An 18,396-nucleotide genomic window follows, 5' to 3' on the forward strand; every position below is an offset into this window, starting at 1 on the left:
CATCCAAAATCTCTGTGACAATAAATGCCCTACGTTCACCAATTTGCTTGAGATAATCGCAAAGGGAAACAGAACCCTCCAAGATAGGTAGATTTTGCGCTTTGACAAACTTACGTTTGGTGTGAGAAGGCGATTCCAGTTTGCGAGTAAATACGGTCATAAAAGATCTGCGTTTAAAACGAATAAAGCAAATTTTAATCGATAACATGAGCTTTTGCGACAGCCTCTGACCGAACGCGTACTGGCGATTGCTCAGGCAGCCGAAAAAGCCGGGCATGGCGGTAAAGACGCGGTTTATCAGACAGGTTGCCAGGCGCTTGGCATTTCCAGGGCGACGCTGCTGCGAAAAGTCAAGCAGGTGAGCTATAAAGCGCCGCGCAAGCAGCGGGTRGATTATGGYACCAGYGCCCTGACGCGTSASGAAGCYCTGYTRATATCGGGCGTTATCATGGAAGCAGAACGTAAGAATGGCAARCGCCTCTACAGTCTGCGAAAGACGGTTAACGACCTGCGRGCCAATAACCTGATTRATGCCGGGTATATTGATAAYGARACCGGYRAGTGGTTCGCCYTGTCGGTKGATGCCATCAGCCGGGCATTGTACCACTATCRYYTGCACCCTAATCAGTTACGGGCACCYKCYCCGTGTGTTCAGCTAAAAACCAGCCATCCCAATCATGCCTGGCARCTGGATGCGTCGCTGTGTGTGCTYTATTACCTGAAAAATCCCGMCAAAGGTCGCACCACGCGCGATAGCGGCCTGCGCATGATGAAAGAGGCGGAATTTAACAAGAACAAGCCCAAAAATCTGGCCCGTATTGTTAATGACCGCGTCTGGTCATTTGAACTGACCGACCATACCAGTGGCTGGATTTACGCCGAGTACCGCTTCGGCGGCGAAACCGCACAAAACTTTACCGATGTGCTGATTAATGCCATGCAAGAACGCGGTGGGGCCGACGTACTGCATGGCGTACCGCGTATCCTTTATACCGACCCCGGTTGCGCCCTGGTCTCATACACGATGCGTAACCTGTGTAAAACCCTAGGTATTCAACTTATCGCCCATAAAGCCCGCAATGCGCGCGCCACCGGCTCAGTGGAAAAGGCGCACGACATTCTGGAGCGCGATTTTGAATCCGGCCTGCGGTTTGTGCAAGTCAATCATATTGATGAACTCAACCAGCTGGTCGGTAAGTGGCGTAAAAAGTACAACCGCACCGCGCTGCATCGCCGTACGGGCATGACCCGCACCGACTGCTGGTTACGCATTACCCCGCAGCAGTTAATCAAAGCGCCGTCGGTGGAGGTSTGCCGTGAMCTGGCCGTCAGTCTRCCGGAAAGCCGTAAGGTTGACACTTAYCTTCGYGTGTCGTTTAACGGCAAACAATATGACGTTCGGGGTGTACCGGGTGTTTGTAATAACGATTGGCTACAGATAGTGCGTAACCCCTGGCGYGACASTGAAGCGCAGGTRGTYATGATTAATGAGGATGGACWGGAAGTCTTTTACCGGGTGCCGGAAGTGGTGAAAGACGATTACGGTTTTCCCCTCAACGCACCAACACTCGGCGAATCKTTCAAGGCATTACCGYACACCCCTGCGCAACACCATCTGRCGGAAGTCGRGCAGGCGATGTATGGCACCACCACGCCGGGRGAAACTGCTGCCGCGCAAAAAGCCAATGCGCTACCACTGGGSGGTCGCTTTAACCCTTATCTGGACAATGAGCGCGATACCCCACCGATTTACCTGCCAAAACCGGGYCAGGCCTCGACGGTCTGCGCCCCGCRTTTTGAAGAACGCTTAAACCCGGTCGTGGTGGTGCAACGTCTGCGGGCRCGTTTTCAGGCGGCGGGCAAGACCTGGCGCAGTGARTTTTACACCACRCTMACMCAACGCTTCCCKGACGGCATCCCYGCCKACCAGGTCGAYGCACTGGGTGATGAACTGATGGCCCAGTCCACCGATGTGGTGGTTAGCCTCGCCAGTCACGGTTAACGGGAGGCCATCATGCTGAAACTGAAAACCCTGTTACAACAGCACAAACTGACCCAGGCGGCACTGGCCCGTGCGCTTGAGGTGTCTGAAGCCACGCTGGCGCAGATAGTCAACCACAACCAGTGGCCCAAACAGGATATACCCACCCTCAAGGCGCGCATTCAGTGCTGGTTAGGCGACCAGGGGGTGAATGAAAGGGATTGCTTTAACGAGACAGGCGGCATTCGCCATGACCAACGCCCTGAATTAGATGAGGAGGACAGCATGTTACTGAAAAAACAGGTATTACTGCCTGCCACCAAAAAGCATTTTGGGTTATTTCGCGCTCCGTTTGATGACTATGCGGTGCAAAGTGCGGATGACGTTTTTTTAACCCCTGACAGCAGTTATGCTCGCGAAGCGTTGTACCAGACCGCCCTGTTTGGGGGCTTTATCGCCGTTATCGGTGAATCCGGCGCAGGAAAAAGTACCCTGCGCCGTGACCTGATTGACCGTATCAACAAAGAAAATAGCCCTGTGGTGGTGATAGAGCCTTACGTACTGGCCATGGAAGACAACGACCATCAGGGAAAAACCCTGAAAGCGGCCAGTCTCGCCGAGGCCATTGTCCACACCCTGGCACCATTGGAAAAACTCAAACGGTCGCCAGAGGCCCGTTTTCGCCAGTTGCACAAGCTATTAAAAGACAGCAGCCGCACCGGTTACCGCCATGTGCTGGTGATTGAAGAGGCCCATTGCCTGCCCATCCCGACCTTAAAGCACCTTAAGCGTTTCTTTGAACTGGATGATGGCCATAAAAAGCTACTTTCCATCATTCTACTGGGCCAGCCTGAACTGGGCGATAAGTTATCCGAACGGTTGTCAGACGTCAGGGAAGTGGTACAGCGTTGCGAGGTGATTGACCTGCCGCCACTGGATGACCACCTGACGGACTTTCTTGCCTTCAAGTTCAAACGGATAGGCGCAGACATGAACAAGGTTATCACCCTGGAGGCAATCAAGGCGATACGCCAACGTCTGAGTTATCAAAGAGGGGGGCAAAGCGCCACATCCCACCAGAGAACGACAGTCAGCCTGCTTTATCCCCTGGCTATCGGCAATCTGGTGACCGCCGCCATGAACCTGGCCGCGCAAAACGCCATTCCGGTTATCGACGCCAATATTATTCACAGTGTGCATTAAAGGAGGCTTTTATGCTGAACCCCGCCGTGACCATTAAAAACCCGTCAGCGATGACCTACCAGGCCATCCAGCAGCAGTTCAGGCAATGCTTGTTGGTGATGGACAACCTCAGCCAGGAAGGTTTTACCGTCAGTCAGTTTACCGTTGATGGCTATAGCCGTCCGACCATTACCCTGCTGCATGACCGACGGTGTGATGCCTTACATAAAAAAGGGCATGCCGTTCGCTATGCCCTGGGTACCGACCATCAGGGTCGCTGGGAAAAATACCAGTTCCTGCAAGATAACTGCCGAATCACCTGGGAGGTACGTTAATCATGAAAACACGCCCCGTCCGTATTACCGCTCGCCAATCGGTTTATCTGGTAAAAACCGTGGATATTACCGAACAGGACTATGAAACCTATTTATCGATTTGCGAAAACTGCCGTGATGTTAATGAACAGGACCAGCGTCTTGGTGAATTAGCGGCCCGATACAACATGAATTTATTTGAGCATATTCAACACAGCGACGCCCTTGAAGACATTATTTTCGAGCGCGTTTAATTTCCACTACTTTTAATTAACAGGTAAAAAACATGACCAAGAAAAAAACGCGGATTAAAGCCGCGGCGGGTGCCCGCAAGCCGCAAACCCGGGAGCAGGTGATAAGCGATATTAAAGAACTGGGCGATACCCAGCGGGAAATCACCCGACTGGAGACGCGCATTAATGATGAAAGAGCACGGTTAACGCATCAGCATTCCTCCTATATTGACAAGGCCAAACTGGTCGCTCAAATCAACGGACTGCGTGATATCGCACAGCAGGAACGTAAAGATGCGCTTAGCAAAGTGAACGGCCTAGAGTGGATGGTGTTTGCCATGATGGCGTATGAGGATGGTGTGATTTCAGCAGATAACGTACTGGAAATGGTGCGTCGGCATTTCAATCTACCTACATCCATTTCTCCGGCAACTAGCCAACTTGGTCAACTCAATCACAGGTTGTATACGGAGCACGTCCGCGATACAGCATCTGCTTCAGAAGTCGGAGACTAACATGATCAGACATGCCTTCAACATAAACACCAGGGATACGGGATTTGAGCGGACGGGACAACAAGTCATCACGCGCTTGCCACCATCGGACGCCCATGTGAACAAGCAATCTCACGAGGTAATCATCTGCACGGGCATTTTGGAGAGATCGTGCCCCGATATCACCTGAATGTTGATGATTGTTACGAATACAGCGACGCATTTGAAGGCATTATTTTCGAGCGCGTTTAATTCTCACTACTTTTAATTAACAGGTAAAAAACATGACCAAGAAAAAAACGCGGATTAAATCCGCGGCGACTCTCCGCACGCCGCAAACCCGTGAGCAGGTGATAAGCGATATTAAAGAGCTGGGCGATACCCAGCGGGAAATCACCCGGCTGGAGACGCAGATTAATGATGAAATTGCGAAATTAACCCATGCTCATGCTGCTGATATTGAGGCCATGAAAGCCAGCATCACCCTGTTGCAAAAAGGAATACAGACCTGGTGTGAAGCAAACCGTGAAGCACTGACCGAAAACGGCAAAACCAAAACCGCCAACCTGATAACCGGCGAGGTGTCATGGCGTAACCGCCCACCCTCCGTTTCGCTAAAAGGAATGGAGGATATCCTGCAGGCGCTGGAAGAACACGAACAGACCGACTGCATTATTCGCAAGGCACAGGTGGATAAAAATGCCCTGCTAAAAAATCAGGACACCATCCAGCGACTGAATATTCCCGGCATTACGTTTCGCAACCAGCTTGAGGATTTCATTATTACCCCCTTCGAGCAGGAGGTGACCTCATGAGCTATCAGGAAATAAAACATCTGCGCCGTCAGATTGAAAAACGCCTTAACCGCGCCATGCATCACCTGCAGGCAGACCATTCTGCCGCCGCGTATTGTGAATTTCAAAATGCCTTCGAGATATTGGCCGAACTCATCGTCACCTTAGATAAGGAAAACACGTTATGAGTATTACCTGCATTAGCTGCCATCAGGCAACCCGCCAGCTGAATCCTGCCCAGGCAGAGATTACTCAACAACCGGAAAGCGGCGAGTGGGGGATTGACCTCATCCTGGCCTGCCCCCATTGCGGACAGCAATATGGTGCCTGGGTACTTAACTGGGATATTCATCCCTTAACGGGTATGACGGCAAAGACGACCTCAACACCAATCCCACCCTGTCATCAAACGCACGAAGGAAATAAACAATGAATATTGACTTTTGGTTAGTTTTTCTGGGCGGTGTCTTGCTGAGTGCAGTATTACCGGGGGCAGGCGCTATCCTCACCCTTAACCATTCCTTCCAGCGGGGATGGCGCAAGACACTGCCGCTGATTGCCGGTCAGGCCACGGCATTAGCCTTGATGGTGCCCATTGTGGCACTGAGCACAGAAGCGTTGCGCGCTTCAGCGGCCGCCTGGCTGCTGCTGAAATGCATTAGTGTACTTTGGTTGCTGTTTGCTGCCTACCGAACTTGGCGCGCACCGGTCATCCTGGATGCCTACGCTGTTGCAGCATTGACCGGCAGCGCACAACGGTTCTGCTGGGGTTTTCTGACCGATATCACCAACGCCAAAGCGCTCGCTTTCCTGCTTGCCACACTACCGGTCTTTCTTAATACGGCCCAACCATTAGGGCCACAAATAACCCTCATGACCTTGACGATGGTGATGGTCGATGCGCTGATGATGACGCTCTACGCACTCATTGCCGCCCGCTTGCGGCCTTATTTTCAATCGCCAGAAACCCGTAAACAACAAAACCGCCTCTTCGCCGGTTTCCTGCTGTGCATTGCGGTCAGTCTTTGTTTTATTGAACACCCGACCTTAATTCAGTGAAAGAGGATAAATTATCATGTGGATATTAATTTTAGCCCTATACGCCAGTCCCTATGCCGGTAATGCTTTTTCCACGCTGCATACACAGGAGTTTGACACGGCAACCGCCTGTCAACAGGCCGCCAAACAGTTCACAGAAAACTTTAAAACGGTCAAGGATATGGATGCCAAGGCGATTTTCGTGAAGAAGTCATAGCAGAAAATAGGCGTAAAATTCATTCAATTGTATAATAACTATATTCATTTTATAATCCTTCAAAGCCCGAAGGATTATTTTTTTATTCATGGCATAAGGAATCTTGACCCCGACCACGACGATAAAGGACAACCCCGATGACCCGACAAAAATACCTGCAGTTAATCCATATTGCCGCCCACAATCTCAAGCTGGACGACACGACTTACCGTCAGATGCTGCACAGGCTAACGGGGGAAACATCGGCAAAAGTCCTGAGTATCAGTCAACTGGCTCAGGTGTTAAACGCCCTGAAAGCCAAAGGCTTCCGTATCCAACCCCATCACGCCAATACAAAAAAGCAGACTGACCGTCCGCAACTCCAAAAAATGCAAGCCCTGTGGCTGGCTATGGCCCACAAGGGCATTGTCTGTGATGCCTCAGCAATAGCCCTTGCCCATTTTGTTAAACGGGAAACCGGCTGTGATTCGCCTTACTGGCTGGATAGCCAACAGGCCAGCCAGGTTATCGAGAAACTCAAGCAGTGGCAGAAGCGCGTGGCAAGGACAACATCATGCTAGAGAATACCTTTCGTAGCAAAGGGCCAGAGTTACTGGTTGAGCTGGCTGAACACACGGCGCAGACCGTCAGGCAGATTTTCGACGTTGACCCCGCCGTTGCCAGCCAGATAGGCGATGCCGTCGCCAGTCAAATGATGGCGGTATGGGGCGGGCAAAATGTCTATTTCCCGATGGGGCTGATATGGAAAGTCAGCCAGCGTGACCGGGAGATATTTGCCGATTTCAACGGCCATAACCACCACGCGCTGGCGCGTAAATACAAAGTCTCGCTACAGTGGATTTATTCGGTGGTCAAACGGGTAAAAAAAGAAGAACTGGCCCGCATCCAGGGCAATCTGTTTGAAGATGAAGATAAGCCGCCTCGATGACTATTTCTTGTTTCACGCAGTGAAACGTCGGAGAGAAAAACATAACCTATACACCAGATAGTGAGTATTGGGTTAATGCTAACCAGACAATAGAAGGATATTTCATATGCTCGATTCATCAGCTGATGGTTGGATCTCTTGTCAAAATCAACTTCCAGCTCCTGAACAATGGGTGCTAGTTTACTGTAGCTATGGGGATATGAAGGTCTGCTTTCTGAGCCAAAGAAGGGAGTGGGATGACGGTGATTTCTACAATGATGTCCATGGAGTTACTCACTGGATGCCGCTGCCACCTGTTCCGCGAGAAAGCACTAATGAGCCCTGGCAACACGGGGCGAAGGAGGACTGAATGATAGATGCATCGCTGTTGGATCTGCCTTGGGCAACTCTGGTAACACTGGCCTCTGGCTACATCGGTTATTTTATTGCCAATGTCGGTCTGAAAGAACACCATAAACCCATTGATATTCTCTTCTCCACACTGATTTTTAGCCTGTTGCCGACAGCAATATACCACGTGACACTATGGTATGGCGTCAATGCTTACACGGCAACGTTATTGCCAGTGTTATTGGCATTGACCCTGGGTGCATCGTGGCGTAAATATGGGCGTAAACGGTTGTACGCGTTTCTCCGGAAGCATAATATCTCGTGGTCTGATGGTACCCACGCTGCCTGGCAACAAATGTTTGGCCTGACGGATTATCGGGTGACCGAATTATTTGTGGTACTAAAGGATGGTTCGGGCTTGCTGTCACGATTGCCTGGACGCTTCGAGGGACTTCCAAATGGGCCTTTTACACTGGGTAATAACGGCGATGTCATTCTCTATGTCACGCATAGAAGTTCGGCAAATAGCGATGAGTGGGTAGAGTATGGGGATGTTATTCATCAGGACTACGGCGCTCTTGCCACTTACATCCCTGCAGATCAAATTACCAGAATAGACATCAGGAGAAGAGAAGCAAAGCCATCATGCTCTTCTACCGACTGAACTGGATACGACTTCAAGCAGCAACATGATTTCAAGAATCGATTAATTTGAGTGATGATTCCTGTTTCACTATGTGTAACTGAATCACCCTGACTTGTCCCAGATAGATCCAGTTTGTCCCAGGTAGATCCACATTTATCGCACGTTTCCCGTTTAAATATCTCACGTCCTATCAATATTAGCGCTGGGTTATTAACGTATACTGATATTTATGCCGCCAAGGCAGCAACCGCAATCTCAAACAATGGTTGTGGCCATATTCCCAATAAAATTGTAATAACAGCACACAAAAGCGCAAATAAAGTTGCTAAATTAACATTTGACTGTTTGTCAGATTGATTATTTGTTACTGGCTGACGGCTATATAGACTGGCCATAAAACGTAAATAATAGTATAAACCCATCGCACTACCGACAATAACGGCAGCCGTTAGCCACCACAGCTCGGCATTGATAGCGCTAATGATGAGATAAAATTTACCAATAAAACCTAAAGTAATCGGTATGCCAGCTAACGACAACATCATGATAGTCAAAATAATCGCTAGAACCGGTTGGCGCCAATATAATCCCCGATAAGCACTAATATCGTCTTTATCATCGCCACAATAAGGACTAGATAGAATACTTACCACGCCAAAAGCCCCTAAACTAGCGAATAAATAGCCAATAAAGTAGATTGACACTGTAATTTGTGCTGCAACACTATCAGTCTGTAAAGCAATTAACGGTAGTAGCAAATATCCCATATGGGCAATAGATGAGTAGCCTAACAGACGCTTAATACTCTGTTGTGAAATAGCCATCAAATTACCAAACAGTATAGAAGCAATGGCAATAACGCTGAGTACTGACAATAATGCCTGACTTTCTGCTAGGGGTGATATCATCAGTAGACGCATTAAAACCGCAAAAATAGCAATCTTGCTAGCAGTTGCCAAAAATGTCGCAACTGGTGCAGGCGCACCTTGATAAACATCCGGCGTCCATAACTGGAATGGGACAAAAGAGAGTTTAAAACCAATACCAACCAACATCATGCCTAAACCAACCATAAGGACTGGATAGTGAATAATATGCTCATTTAGGCTTGAACCTAATTTGGCAAAGGCTAAACTGCCTGATTCAGCATAAAGTAATGCCATACCGAACAATAAAAATGCAGAAGCAGCGGCGGATAGTAACATATATTTAATGCTAGCTTCTAATGAACGCTTCTGAGTAAAGGCATAACCAACCAAACCAAATAATGGCAATGAAATCAATTCAATACCAATAAATAAGGTTGCTAAATGATTAGCCATTGATAACAGGATCCCGCCCGTTACCGCAATACTTAGTAATAAATAAAACTCTTCTTTATTATCCGGATACCCTGCAAGCCATCGATAGGCATAAATTGCTGTGCCAATACCAGCAATCAAAATCAGTGTGCTATAGAAAAGTAAATATTTATCGACATAGATTAATGGCGTCACTTCAATCGGCAACCTATCTCCAATTAACAAGCAAGATAGCAGGGCAATAATAAAACCGGTTATTGTTAATGTGACATTGATTAAATGATGGCGTTGCCAGGCAATGGATAACATCACAATCACCACTAATAGCCCAACGATCAAAAGTGGTGACAATGCGATCAATTGTTCAAAAGTTATGGTCATGACGAATTATGGCCTTAATGTTGAAAATGAAATGGAATATAAACTGTGAAGTGATTCCATCACATTTTTTGAAGTATCTAACACCGGTTGCGGATAAAAACCTAATACCACTAATAACAGTGCTAATGTCAATAAAACCAACACCTCGCGACCATTTAAAGCAGGCAGTGCTTTTTCCGATTTTGCAGTACCATAATAAACTTGTTGCATCATCCAAAGTGTATAAATAGATGCAAATACCACACCGAATACCATAATAATGGTCACCAATTTAAATTGGCCAAAAGTACCAAATAGGATCATAAACTCACCGACAAAATTTCCAGTACCCGGCATTCCTAAGGTTGCTACCGCAAAAAATAGTGATAGCGCAGGCAGCCACATGATCCGTTTCCATAGTCCGCCCATCATGCGCATATCACGTGTTCCGGTACGTTCATAAAGTTGACCACTGATAATGATCAAAGCCGCACCTGATAAGCCATTGGCTATCATCTGTAACACTGCTCCTTGGTAAGCAAGGATGGAGCCTGCATAAATGGCGACGGTAACAAACCCCATATGCGACAAACTACTATAAGCCACCAGACGTTTGATATCTGTCTGTTTAAATGCTAACCATGCACCATAAAATATACTGATCACACCTAACGTCATGGCGATAGGGGTAAATTGAATCGATGCTTCAGGAAATAGCGGTAAGGTGAAACGCAATAAACCATAAGCGGCAGTTTTCAGCATGATACCTGAAATATCAACGGAGCCGGCCGTTGGGGATTGTTCCTGCGCGTCCGCCATCCATCCATGAAAAGGTACCAAAGGCATTTTTACCGCAAAAGCAATAAAAAACCCCAGCATCAATAAATACTGTGTCAGCGCTGACATTTTGGTATTTAACAGATCGTGATAAGCAAATGACCAATGACCCGATGATTGATAATGAATCAATGCCAATGCCACAATCGCCAGCAACATAATCAAGCCACTTGCTTGGGTATAAATAAAAAACTTAGTTGCAGCATTAACATGTGCACGTTCTTCTGAACCTTTATGTCCCCAATTAGCAATTAGGAAATACATCGGGATCAACATCATTTCCCAGAAGAAAAAAAACAAAAACAGATCCACCGCCATGAAAATTCCCATCACGCCGGCTAAAATCCACATCAAATGGAAGTGATAAGCACCCTGATTAGGTTGATTTTCACTCCACGAACTCAATATGGAAAAAATCCCCATAATAGCCGTTAGCACTATCATTAGTAATGATAAACCATCAATGGCTAGGACAATATTAATACCTAATGGCGTGATCCATGGCATGAAAAAGATCGCCTGCCATTGGGGTAATGCCAACGTATCAGGCAACGAATAATTTCCCTGCAACCAAAGTAATACAGAAAGGAGCAGTGTTAACCCCATCACAAGCAGTGCCAAATAGCGTGGTGCCCATTTATTTAATCGTTCGGACAGCCAACATAAGACACCACCGATGAAGGGGAGAAGTATTAGCCAAGGTAATAGCATGGCGCAATGTGTCCCTTAATTAAACCAGAAGTAACAGTGCTAACATCAACACTGCCCCTAACCCCATAGAAGCCAAATACCAACGGATCTGCCCATTCTGGCTTAACGTTAAGCCTTTATTGCCCCAACGTGACATCACAGCGGGAATATTCATTAATGAATTGACAGGATCATTTGCCAATAATTGAGCAATTGCTTTAAATGGTTTTACAAAAATAAGGTTATAAAGTTGGTCAAATCCCCAAGCCTGATACCACCAAACAGTAAAGAAACGCCCTGCTGCGCTTTTAGCAATTGATTTAACAACCTTACGTTTGCCTATATAGAGGAATACCGCCACTGCCAACCCGAATAATGCAACAATCGCTGAAATTATTTCCAGCCTAACTTTACCCGACTCATTGATTGTTTCATTGACAGGAAATATGCCAGCTAACGGTTGAACAATCTGTGCACCAATAACCGTAGATAAAACTGCTAATACCGCTAACGGCAGAGTATGACTAATACCACCGACAGTTTGAGCTGAGGTCTGTTTTTTGCCATGGAAGACAATAAAAATCATACGGAAGGTATAAAGTGCGGTCATAAATGCGCCAACTATACCAGCCCAGAGTAAAACTGTTTCTCCTTGAAGGGCTGCTCCCCATAAGATATCGTCTTTGCTATAAAAACCGGCAGTAACTAGTGGTATTGCCGCTAGCGCGCCACCGCCGATTAAAAAACAACCATAAACAAAAGGTAACGTTTTACATAAGCCACCCATCTTGAATATATTTTGTTCATGGTGACAGGCTACAATCACTGAGCCAGCGGATAAAAAGAGTAAAGCTTTAAAGAAAGCGTGGGTCATTAAATGAAAAATAGCCGCATCCCAAGCCTGAACGCCTAAAGCTAAAAACATATAACCTATTTGACTCATCGTCGAATAAGCCAATACGCGCTTGATATCTGTTTGTACTAAGGCCGCAAATCCAGCCAATATTAGGGTGACTGCACCAATAATAGCGACTAAGTGCAATATTTCCGGCGCCATCAAAAATAGGCTATGCGTGCGAGCGATTAAATAAACTCCAGCAGTTACCATTGTTGCTGCATGAATAAGCGCAGATACTGGAGTTGGCCCCGCCATTGCATCGGCTAACCAGGTCTGCAAAGGCAACTGAGCAGATTTACCGACTGCACCGCCAAGGATCATTAGCGTAGCCCAGTTAATCAGCGAAGAGCCTGCACTAATTTGTTGTGGTACCAGTATGCTCAATTGATGGAAATTAAGGGTGCCAAATTGGTTATACAGAATAAACATGCCAATGGCTAAAAATACATCTCCAATCCGCGTGACAAAAAAAGCCTTCATGGCTGCTTTGCCATTTTCTGGATTGGTATAATAAAAACCGATTAGCAAGTAACTACATAACCCGACGCCTTCCCAACCCAGGTACATTAGCATCATGTTATCAGCCAAAACTAAAACAACCATACTGGCAATAAACAAATTAGTATAAGCAAAAAAACGAGAATAACCGTCTTCACCACGCATATACCAAGAAGCGTATAGATGAATTAAAAAGCCGACGCCTGTCACAACTGCTAACATGGTTAACGATAAACCGTCAAGTACCAGTGTAATTGGGATGTTAAAGTCGCCTACTGCTATCCAGTGCCACAATGTCTGACGATAAGCATAACCACCGTCAGCATTATTAGCGCAAAAATCAATCGCTAGCCAAAATGTTACCAGTGCTGCCAACCCTACCGAACCAACCCCGATGATAGCGGACACATTTTCCGACCAACGTCCGCGAGAGAATGCGAGTAGTAGAAATCCCAATAGTGGCAGCAGAATGGTTAAATAGAGTAAATTCATCCGCGCATCTCACTGACTTCATCAATATTAAGGTTCTGGCGATGACGATGAAGTTGCAATAACAACGCCAATCCTATACTTGCTTCTGCGGCAGCCAAGCTAATCGTTAGAATATACATGACTTGGCCATCTGCTTGTCCCCAATAACTACCCGCCACCACAAAAGCCAATGCGGCTGAGTTAATCATTATTTCTAATCCAATTAACATAAAGAGAAGATTGCGCCGGATCAGCAGACAACTTAAACCTAATACGAATAAAATTGCCGCTAAAATTAAACCGTGTTGCAGAAGGATCATACTTGTTCCTCCATATCCGCATGACTATCCAGAGAGTTAAGCCGCTTTTCACGTCCAATATGAAATGCCACGACAAGACCCGCCAATAACAGTAAAGAAATCAGTTCAACGGCTAATACGTAAGGACCAAATAAGCTCATCCCAACCTCCTTAGCACTAATCATCTGACCTTTTATCTGGCTATGTTTTATTGAAACAATGGCATAGATAATAACGCTAAGTAAAACCACTGAAAGGATAGCTGGGCCAATCCATGCTTTTGGTTGTAGCCAGGCACGCTCTTGATCAACGACTGATTTACCTAAATTAAGCATCATGACCACAAACACAAACAGCACCATAATAGCCCCGGCATAGACGATAATCTCTAAGGCACCGGCAAAATAAGAACCAACCGAGAAGAAAACGATCGATAAAGCTAACAGAGAAACGATCAGATACAACAGCGCATGTACTGGATTGGTATGTGTTATTACCCTAAGCGTCGCCAAAATAGCCACCAATCCAGCGACATAAAATGTAAATTCCATAAACATCGCTCCTTATGGCAACAAATCTTTAACATTAATAGGCTTAGCTTCATTATCCGCTTCACCTTTATCTTTACCACTAATCGCCATACCCGTTTTGTGATAAAAATTATAATCTGGATATTTACCTGGCCCTGAAATCAATAAATCTTGTTTTTCATAGACCAGATCTTGGCGTTTATATTCCCCCATTTCAAAATCAGGCGTTAGTTGAATAGCGGTAGTCGGACAAGCCTCTTCACATAAGCCGCAGAAAATACAACGGGAAAAATTAATCTGGAAAAATTCTGGATACCAACGGCCATCTGGCTGTTCCGCTTTTTGTAATGAAATGCAGCCAACCGGACAAACAGCCGCACATAAATTACAAGCCACACAACGTTCTTTACCATCAGGATCTCGGGTCAATACAATACGCCCGCGATAACGAGGAGGTACATAAACCGTCTCCTCCGGGTACATTTTCGTTTCACGTTTATGAAAAGCATGTAGCCCGATCATACAAATACTACGTATCTGGGTGGCCAAACCAACCACTAACTCTTTTAATGTCATGGCTCAATCCTCCCTTATTAAGCGTTGCATAGAATAACTGCTGCGGTTGCTAACAGATTGATCAACGTCAATGGCAAACACACTTTCCAACCAAAAGCCATCACTTGATCATAACGCGGACGTGGTAATGAGGCGCGAACAAGAATAAACATCACCATGAAGAAAGCTGTTTTTAATGCAAACCAAATAAAGCCAGGTAAAAATGGGCCAAGCCAGCCGCCGAAAAATAAGGTCACAATTAATGCAGAAACGGTAACAATACTGATATATTCGCCGACGAAAAACAGACCAAATTTCATACCAGAATATTCAATATGATAGCCATCGGCCAGTTCTTGTTCTGATTCTGGTTGATCAAATGGATGCCGGTGACAAACAGCAACACCCGCGATGACAAAGGTTAAAAAGCCGAAAAATTGTGGAATAATATTCCATAATCCAGCTTGCGAATTAACAATATCAATTAAGTTAAAGGAGCCAGCTCGGGCAACGATCCCCATTAATGAAAGGCCGAGAAAAACTTCATAACTTAACGTCTGAGCTGAGGCACGCATCGCGCCTAATAAAGAGTATTTATTATTACTTGACCAACCTGCAAACAGTACCGAATAAACCGCTAAGCCAGCCATCATGAAAAAAAACAGCAGACCTATATTAAGATCGGCAACATACCAAGTAGCGCTAACCGGAATAATGGCAAATACCAATAACATGGAACAAAAGGCAATTACTGGTGCCAACATAAAAATGCGCTTATCTGAAAATTGTGGGATCCAATCTTCTTTAAATAACATTTTAATCATATCAGCAGCAATCTGTAATGAGCCTCCCCAACCTACCCGATTAGGTCCATAACGATTCTGGAACAGTGCCAATAAACGACGTTCGCCAAAACTCATTAAAGCGCCGCAAATAACCACCACCAGCAAAATAACTATTGCTTGTAGAACAGCAATAATCGCTGCGGTGACTTCAGCAGAAAATAGGGTCATTATGTCGCCCTCCGTAAATTTTTCACAGCCATACCCGCCATCGTTGGTGCGATCCCAGGCATACCTAAAGGTAAACCAATCTGTCCTGGCGCCAAATGATAACTGAGACGAACTGGCAATCGATAAATTTGCCCACCATAACTGAATTCAAGCACTGTCCCAGCTTTAACAGCCAGGTTTTCAGCATCCTGAGTATTGAGCATAATGTAAGCTTCTGGCATACGTTGTTGTATTGCTTCAGCTCGCTGTGAGGTTTCATCGCTACCAAATAAATGATAGTAAGGTGCAACCGTCCATTGGTTATCTTGCCGCTGCCAGGCAAGTGGAATAGCAGTAAAATAATCCAAGCGACTATCAGTTGAATCAAATAATCGGATCCCCGGATCACCAAAACGTAAATGGCCACCGACTTCAGCTTGAAACTTATTCCACGCTTGAGGTGAATTCCAGCCTGGCAACCAAGCAAACGGAATTTGTTGGCGAATAGCGGTGGGGCTATTGTTACCTTCCATCGAAAAAGCAAATGGCGTATCAATGTCACATGGTTGACCGGGTTCACTGACCTCTATATTAGCCAATATTGAGGTACGTCCACTATAACGCTGGGGCGAACGGGCTAATTTTTGTCCATGGATACGGAATGTGGCATTAGGTGCCGCATCGACAATAGCCACAAACTGTGGCATAGCGGTTATACAGGCCTGGATAACATGATCTAATTGCGACCAATCGATTTGACGTGTTTCTAGCTCTGCCTGCAATGAATGTAACCAACGCCAACTTTCATTAATGGCAATATTAGGTTGGTAATAAGTCGGATCAAACACTTGAAAATAACGTTGCGCCCGACCTTCATTATTAATTAATGTTCCAGTGCTTTCAGCAAAGCTGGCAGCGGGTAAAATCAGATCCGCCTGATCCATAATAGTAGTATGCTGATGATCCGCAACAATCAATTTATTCAGCTTTTTCAGAGCATTATTAACACTATCAACATTACTATGCCGATAAAGATCATTCTCCATTACTACCGCAGTATCAACTTCACCGGATGAAATACGCTCCATTGCGATATCTAACGATTGAGCATTCATTAAAGCCAAGCCAAAGCTATTAGCTTCAGCTGCAATATAGCTAATTCCAACTTCAACATTTTTCGCTTTTAATGAAAAAGCAATATTAGCGGCGGCCTGGATAAGTGCTTCACTACCGGCATTACTACCACTAATAATAAGTGGTTTTTTGGCCTGCAATAACGCTGCAGCAACTAATTCAACATTTGCTTTAATATTCGCTGGTAAATCATCCACAGCTGGCGCCTTGCTGTCCAAAGCATGGGCAATAGCAAAGCCAAAGCGAGCTTGATCATCAACCGGCGCCCGATAATTTAATGCAGCAACATCATCTAAACGGCTATCATCAATATTAGTGATAAATAATGGGTATTTAGCCCGTTGGCCAATATTTAACACGGCGGCGATTTGCCAATCTGCCACTTTTTGTGCTTCAGCCATTGCTCTTGCTTTACCTTTAACCGCCTGACGAACCGCTAATGCTATACGAGCCCCAGTTTGGGTTAAATCCTCCCCCAAAACCAGCACCGCGTCATAATTTTCAATTTCACGCAATGTGGGCGTATAGACGCCTCCTTTTTGCAGAATATTAACCATTAGTTCGAGATGACGTTGTTCTGCTGTCGAGATACCTGAATAAAAATTTTCTTCGCCAACCAGTGCCCGTAATGCATAATTGCTCTCGACACTAGCTCTTGGTGACCCAATACCGATAGTCTTTGTTGCTTGACGTAAAATTTTGGCACCCGTTTGCATCGCCTCCATCACCGAAATAGTGTGTCGTTTTGCTTTTTTAACTAATTGAGGCTGACGAGGTCGATCTTTGCGATTAACATAACCGTAACCAAAGCGGCCACGATCACATAAAAAATAGTGATTTACCACCCCATTATAACGGTTTTCAATCCGGCGTAATTCACCATAACGTTCACCAGGGCTTGTATTACAACCAATACTACACTGTTGACATATTCCTGGCGCAAATTGCATATCCCACTTGCGATTGTAACGTTCAGAATGGGTTTTATCAGTAAAAACCCCCGTTGGGCAGATCTCAACTAAATTGCCAGCAAATTCACTCTCTAGCGTACCGTCTTCCACCCGGCCAAAATAGACATGATTATGGGCGCTATAAACCCCCAGATCGGTGCCATCAGCATAATCTTTGTAATAACGAACACAGCGATAGCAAGCGATACAACGATTCATTTCGTGACCAATGAATGGACCTAGATCCTGATTATGATGTGTTCTTTTGGTAAAACGATAYTTACGCATTGTATGACTAGTCATCACCGTCATATCTTGTAAATGGCAATTGCCGCCTTCTTCACAAACTGGGCAATCATGTGGATGATTTGTCATCAACCACTCAACAACACTTGCACGAAACTGTTTGGCTTCATCATCATCGATGGAAATATAAGTTCCATCAGAAGCCGGTGTCATGCAAGACATTACCAGACGACCACGTGTGTCGTCAGCATTTTGATATTGCTTAACTGCGCATTGACGACAAGCACCAACACTTCCTAACGCTGGGTGCCAGCAAAAGTAAGGGATATCCAGACCCAAAGAGAGACAGGCCTGCAATAGGTTTTCAGCCCCATTTACATCATATCGTATGCCGTCTTCTGCTTGAAAAAAAAAAGTCAGCATGCTTCATAATGGCCTGCCTTTTCAGCAGGCGTTACTCAAACATTCAGTCGACTTA

22 protein-coding genes and 1 pseudogene are annotated in these 18,396 nt (G+C 45.8%); 14 read left to right on the forward strand and 9 right to left on the reverse strand.

The genetic code is table 11. From position 1 onward, the window contains the following. A pseudogene (locus CBG25_RS07315) lies at positions 1–208 on the reverse strand (hypothetical protein); the annotation flags it as partial. A gap of 6 nt (positions 209–214) precedes the next feature. On the opposite strand from CBG25_RS07315, the gene CBG25_RS07320 reads away from it, so the two are divergent. The 14 genes from CBG25_RS07320 (at position 215) to CBG25_RS07380 (ending at position 8,175) form a co-directional block, all read left to right on the forward strand. Beyond that, complete coding sequence (locus CBG25_RS07320; RefSeq protein WP_290605694.1) at positions 215–2,002, forward strand: transposase family protein; 1,788 nt, start codon at positions 215–217, stop codon at positions 2,000–2,002. A 12-nt stretch (positions 2,003–2,014) separates the two neighbouring features. After that, positions 2,015–3,184 (forward strand): AAA family ATPase, encoded by a 1,170-nt coding sequence (locus CBG25_RS07325; RefSeq protein WP_290605695.1) that lies wholly within the window; start codon positions 2,015–2,017, stop codon positions 3,182–3,184. A gap of 98 nt (positions 3,185–3,282) precedes the next feature. After that, a complete protein-coding gene (locus tag CBG25_RS07330) occupies positions 3,283–3,498 on the forward strand; it encodes a hypothetical protein (RefSeq protein ID WP_290605697.1) in 216 nt (71 codons plus the stop codon). 2 nt (positions 3,499–3,500) lie between these two features. Then, the gene (locus CBG25_RS07335) at positions 3,501–3,731 is read left to right on the forward strand and encodes a hypothetical protein (protein WP_290605699.1); all 231 of its coding nucleotides are present in this window, start codon (positions 3,501–3,503) and stop codon (positions 3,729–3,731) included. Positions 3,732–3,763: 32 nt separating this feature from the next. After that, complete coding sequence (locus tag CBG25_RS07340; protein WP_290605700.1) at positions 3,764–4,225, forward strand: hypothetical protein; 462 nt, start codon at positions 3,764–3,766, stop codon at positions 4,223–4,225. Between the two features lie 263 nt (positions 4,226–4,488). Continuing rightward, positions 4,489–5,019, forward strand: a complete 531-nt coding sequence (locus CBG25_RS07345; protein WP_290605701.1) for a host-nuclease inhibitor Gam family protein — start codon at positions 4,489–4,491, stop codon at positions 5,017–5,019. Further along, positions 5,016–5,186, forward strand: coding sequence for a hypothetical protein (locus CBG25_RS07350; protein WP_290605703.1), 171 nt, complete (start codon positions 5,016–5,018; stop codon positions 5,184–5,186). The genes CBG25_RS07345 and CBG25_RS07350 overlap by 4 nt, the downstream gene beginning before the upstream one ends. Further along, a complete protein-coding gene (locus tag CBG25_RS07355; RefSeq protein ID WP_290605705.1) occupies positions 5,183–5,431 on the forward strand; it encodes a hypothetical protein in 249 nt (82 codons plus the stop codon). The genes CBG25_RS07350 and CBG25_RS07355 overlap by 4 nt, the downstream gene beginning before the upstream one ends. Next, positions 5,428–6,057, forward strand: coding sequence for a LysE family transporter (locus CBG25_RS07360; protein ID WP_290605707.1), 630 nt, complete (start codon positions 5,428–5,430; stop codon positions 6,055–6,057). The genes CBG25_RS07355 and CBG25_RS07360 overlap by 4 nt, the downstream gene beginning before the upstream one ends. Positions 6,058–6,073: 16 nt before the next feature. After that, complete coding sequence (locus tag CBG25_RS07365) at positions 6,074–6,253, forward strand: hypothetical protein (RefSeq protein ID WP_290605709.1); 180 nt, start codon at positions 6,074–6,076, stop codon at positions 6,251–6,253. Between the two features lie 137 nt (positions 6,254–6,390). Continuing rightward, a complete protein-coding gene (locus CBG25_RS07370) occupies positions 6,391–6,813 on the forward strand; it encodes a regulatory protein GemA (RefSeq protein ID WP_290605711.1) in 423 nt (140 codons plus the stop codon). After that, a complete protein-coding gene (locus CBG25_RS07375; protein WP_290605713.1) occupies positions 6,807–7,181 on the forward strand; it encodes a Mor transcription activator family protein in 375 nt (124 codons plus the stop codon). Before CBG25_RS07370 ends, CBG25_RS07375 begins: the two co-directional genes overlap by 7 nt. A gap of 106 nt (positions 7,182–7,287) precedes the next feature. Next, entirely contained in the window at positions 7,288–7,530 is a 243-nt protein-coding gene (locus tag CBG25_RS21385; RefSeq protein WP_366212747.1) for a DUF551 domain-containing protein, read from the forward strand. Next, on the forward strand, positions 7,531–8,175 hold the full coding sequence (locus tag CBG25_RS07380; protein WP_290605716.1) for a hypothetical protein: 645 nt from the start codon (positions 7,531–7,533) through the stop codon (positions 8,173–8,175). Positions 8,176–8,384: 209 nt separating this feature from the next. Here CBG25_RS07380 and nuoN read toward each other — a convergent pair whose 3' ends face one another. From nuoN to nuoG, 8 genes are read right to left on the reverse strand one after another with little or no spacing between them, the layout of a single operon-like run. Next, on the reverse strand, positions 8,385–9,839 hold the full coding sequence (nuoN, locus tag CBG25_RS07385) for an NADH-quinone oxidoreductase subunit NuoN (RefSeq protein WP_290605718.1): 1,455 nt from the start codon (positions 9,837–9,839) through the stop codon (positions 8,385–8,387). Positions 9,840–9,845: 6 nt separating this feature from the next. Further along, positions 9,846–11,366, reverse strand: coding sequence for an NADH-quinone oxidoreductase subunit M (gene nuoM / locus CBG25_RS07390; protein ID WP_290605720.1), 1,521 nt, complete (start codon positions 11,364–11,366; stop codon positions 9,846–9,848). A gap of 19 nt (positions 11,367–11,385) precedes the next feature. Then, positions 11,386–13,233 carry an NADH-quinone oxidoreductase subunit L gene (gene nuoL, locus CBG25_RS07395; protein ID WP_290605722.1) on the reverse strand — a complete coding sequence of 616 codons (1,848 nt, stop codon included), beginning with the start codon at positions 13,231–13,233 and terminating at the stop codon, positions 11,386–11,388. Then, positions 13,230–13,532: an NADH-quinone oxidoreductase subunit NuoK gene (nuoK, locus tag CBG25_RS07400; protein WP_026822041.1), complete on the reverse strand. Its 303-nt coding sequence runs from the start codon at positions 13,530–13,532 to the stop codon at positions 13,230–13,232. Before nuoK ends, nuoL begins: the two co-directional genes overlap by 4 nt. Further along, complete coding sequence (nuoJ, locus tag CBG25_RS07405) at positions 13,529–14,062, reverse strand: NADH-quinone oxidoreductase subunit J (RefSeq protein WP_290605726.1); 534 nt, start codon at positions 14,060–14,062, stop codon at positions 13,529–13,531. The genes nuoK and nuoJ overlap by 4 nt, the downstream gene beginning before the upstream one ends. A 12-nt stretch (positions 14,063–14,074) precedes the next feature. Further along, on the reverse strand, positions 14,075–14,617 hold the full coding sequence (gene nuoI, locus CBG25_RS07410) for an NADH-quinone oxidoreductase subunit NuoI (protein ID WP_290605727.1): 543 nt from the start codon (positions 14,615–14,617) through the stop codon (positions 14,075–14,077). Positions 14,618–14,634: 17 nt separating this feature from the next. After that, positions 14,635–15,609 (reverse strand): NADH-quinone oxidoreductase subunit NuoH, encoded by a 975-nt coding sequence (gene nuoH, locus CBG25_RS07415; protein ID WP_290605729.1) that lies wholly within the window; start codon positions 15,607–15,609, stop codon positions 14,635–14,637. Next, positions 15,609–18,341 (reverse strand): NADH-quinone oxidoreductase subunit NuoG, encoded by a 2,733-nt coding sequence (nuoG, locus tag CBG25_RS07420; protein WP_290605731.1) that lies wholly within the window; start codon positions 18,339–18,341, stop codon positions 15,609–15,611. Before nuoG ends, nuoH begins: the two co-directional genes overlap by 1 nt. Positions 18,342–18,396: the final 55 nt, after the last annotated feature.

Source organism: Arsenophonus sp. ENCA (assembly GCF_002287155.1).
GTDB lineage: Bacteria > Pseudomonadota > Gammaproteobacteria > Enterobacterales > Enterobacteriaceae > Arsenophonus > Arsenophonus nilaparvatae.

Bases quoted from the DNA above. Each gene is read 5' to 3' on its own strand.
- CBG25_RS07335 (WP_290605699.1), top strand. From the start codon at position 3,501: ATGAAAACACGCCCCGTCCGTATTACCGCTCGCCAATCGGTTTATCTG.
- CBG25_RS07330 (WP_290605697.1), top strand. From the start codon at position 3,283: ATGGACAACCTCAGCCAGGAAGGTTTTACCGTCAGTCAGTTTACCGTT.
- nuoM (WP_290605720.1), bottom strand. From the start codon at position 11,366: ATGCTATTACCTTGGCTAATACTTCTCCCCTTCATCGGTGGTGTCTTA.
- CBG25_RS07355 (WP_290605705.1), top strand. From the start codon at position 5,183: ATGAGTATTACCTGCATTAGCTGCCATCAGGCAACCCGCCAGCTGAAT.
- CBG25_RS07375 (WP_290605713.1), top strand. From the start codon at position 6,807: ATGCTAGAGAATACCTTTCGTAGCAAAGGGCCAGAGTTACTGGTTGAG.
- CBG25_RS07340 (WP_290605700.1), top strand. From the start codon at position 3,764: ATGACCAAGAAAAAAACGCGGATTAAAGCCGCGGCGGGTGCCCGCAAG.
- nuoI (WP_290605727.1), bottom strand. From the start codon at position 14,617: ATGACATTAAAAGAGTTAGTGGTTGGTTTGGCCACCCAGATACGTAGT.
- CBG25_RS07350 (WP_290605703.1), top strand. From the start codon at position 5,016: ATGAGCTATCAGGAAATAAAACATCTGCGCCGTCAGATTGAAAAACGC.
- CBG25_RS07345 (WP_290605701.1), top strand. From the start codon at position 4,489: ATGACCAAGAAAAAAACGCGGATTAAATCCGCGGCGACTCTCCGCACG.
- CBG25_RS07325 (WP_290605695.1), top strand. From the start codon at position 2,015: ATGCTGAAACTGAAAACCCTGTTACAACAGCACAAACTGACCCAGGCG.
- CBG25_RS07365 (WP_290605709.1), top strand. From the start codon at position 6,074: ATGTGGATATTAATTTTAGCCCTATACGCCAGTCCCTATGCCGGTAAT.
- nuoJ (WP_290605726.1), bottom strand. From the start codon at position 14,062: ATGGAATTTACATTTTATGTCGCTGGATTGGTGGCTATTTTGGCGACG.
- CBG25_RS21385 (WP_366212747.1), top strand. From the start codon at position 7,288: ATGCTCGATTCATCAGCTGATGGTTGGATCTCTTGTCAAAATCAACTT.
- nuoK (WP_026822041.1), bottom strand. From the start codon at position 13,532: ATGATCCTTCTGCAACACGGTTTAATTTTAGCGGCAATTTTATTCGTA.
- CBG25_RS07380 (WP_290605716.1), top strand. From the start codon at position 7,531: ATGATAGATGCATCGCTGTTGGATCTGCCTTGGGCAACTCTGGTAACA.
- CBG25_RS07360 (WP_290605707.1), top strand. From the start codon at position 5,428: ATGAATATTGACTTTTGGTTAGTTTTTCTGGGCGGTGTCTTGCTGAGT.
- nuoL (WP_290605722.1), bottom strand. From the start codon at position 13,233: ATGAATTTACTCTATTTAACCATTCTGCTGCCACTATTGGGATTTCTA.
- nuoN (WP_290605718.1), bottom strand. From the start codon at position 9,839: ATGACCATAACTTTTGAACAATTGATCGCATTGTCACCACTTTTGATC.
- nuoH (WP_290605729.1), bottom strand. From the start codon at position 15,609: ATGACCCTATTTTCTGCTGAAGTCACCGCAGCGATTATTGCTGTTCTA.
- CBG25_RS07370 (WP_290605711.1), top strand. From the start codon at position 6,391: ATGACCCGACAAAAATACCTGCAGTTAATCCATATTGCCGCCCACAAT.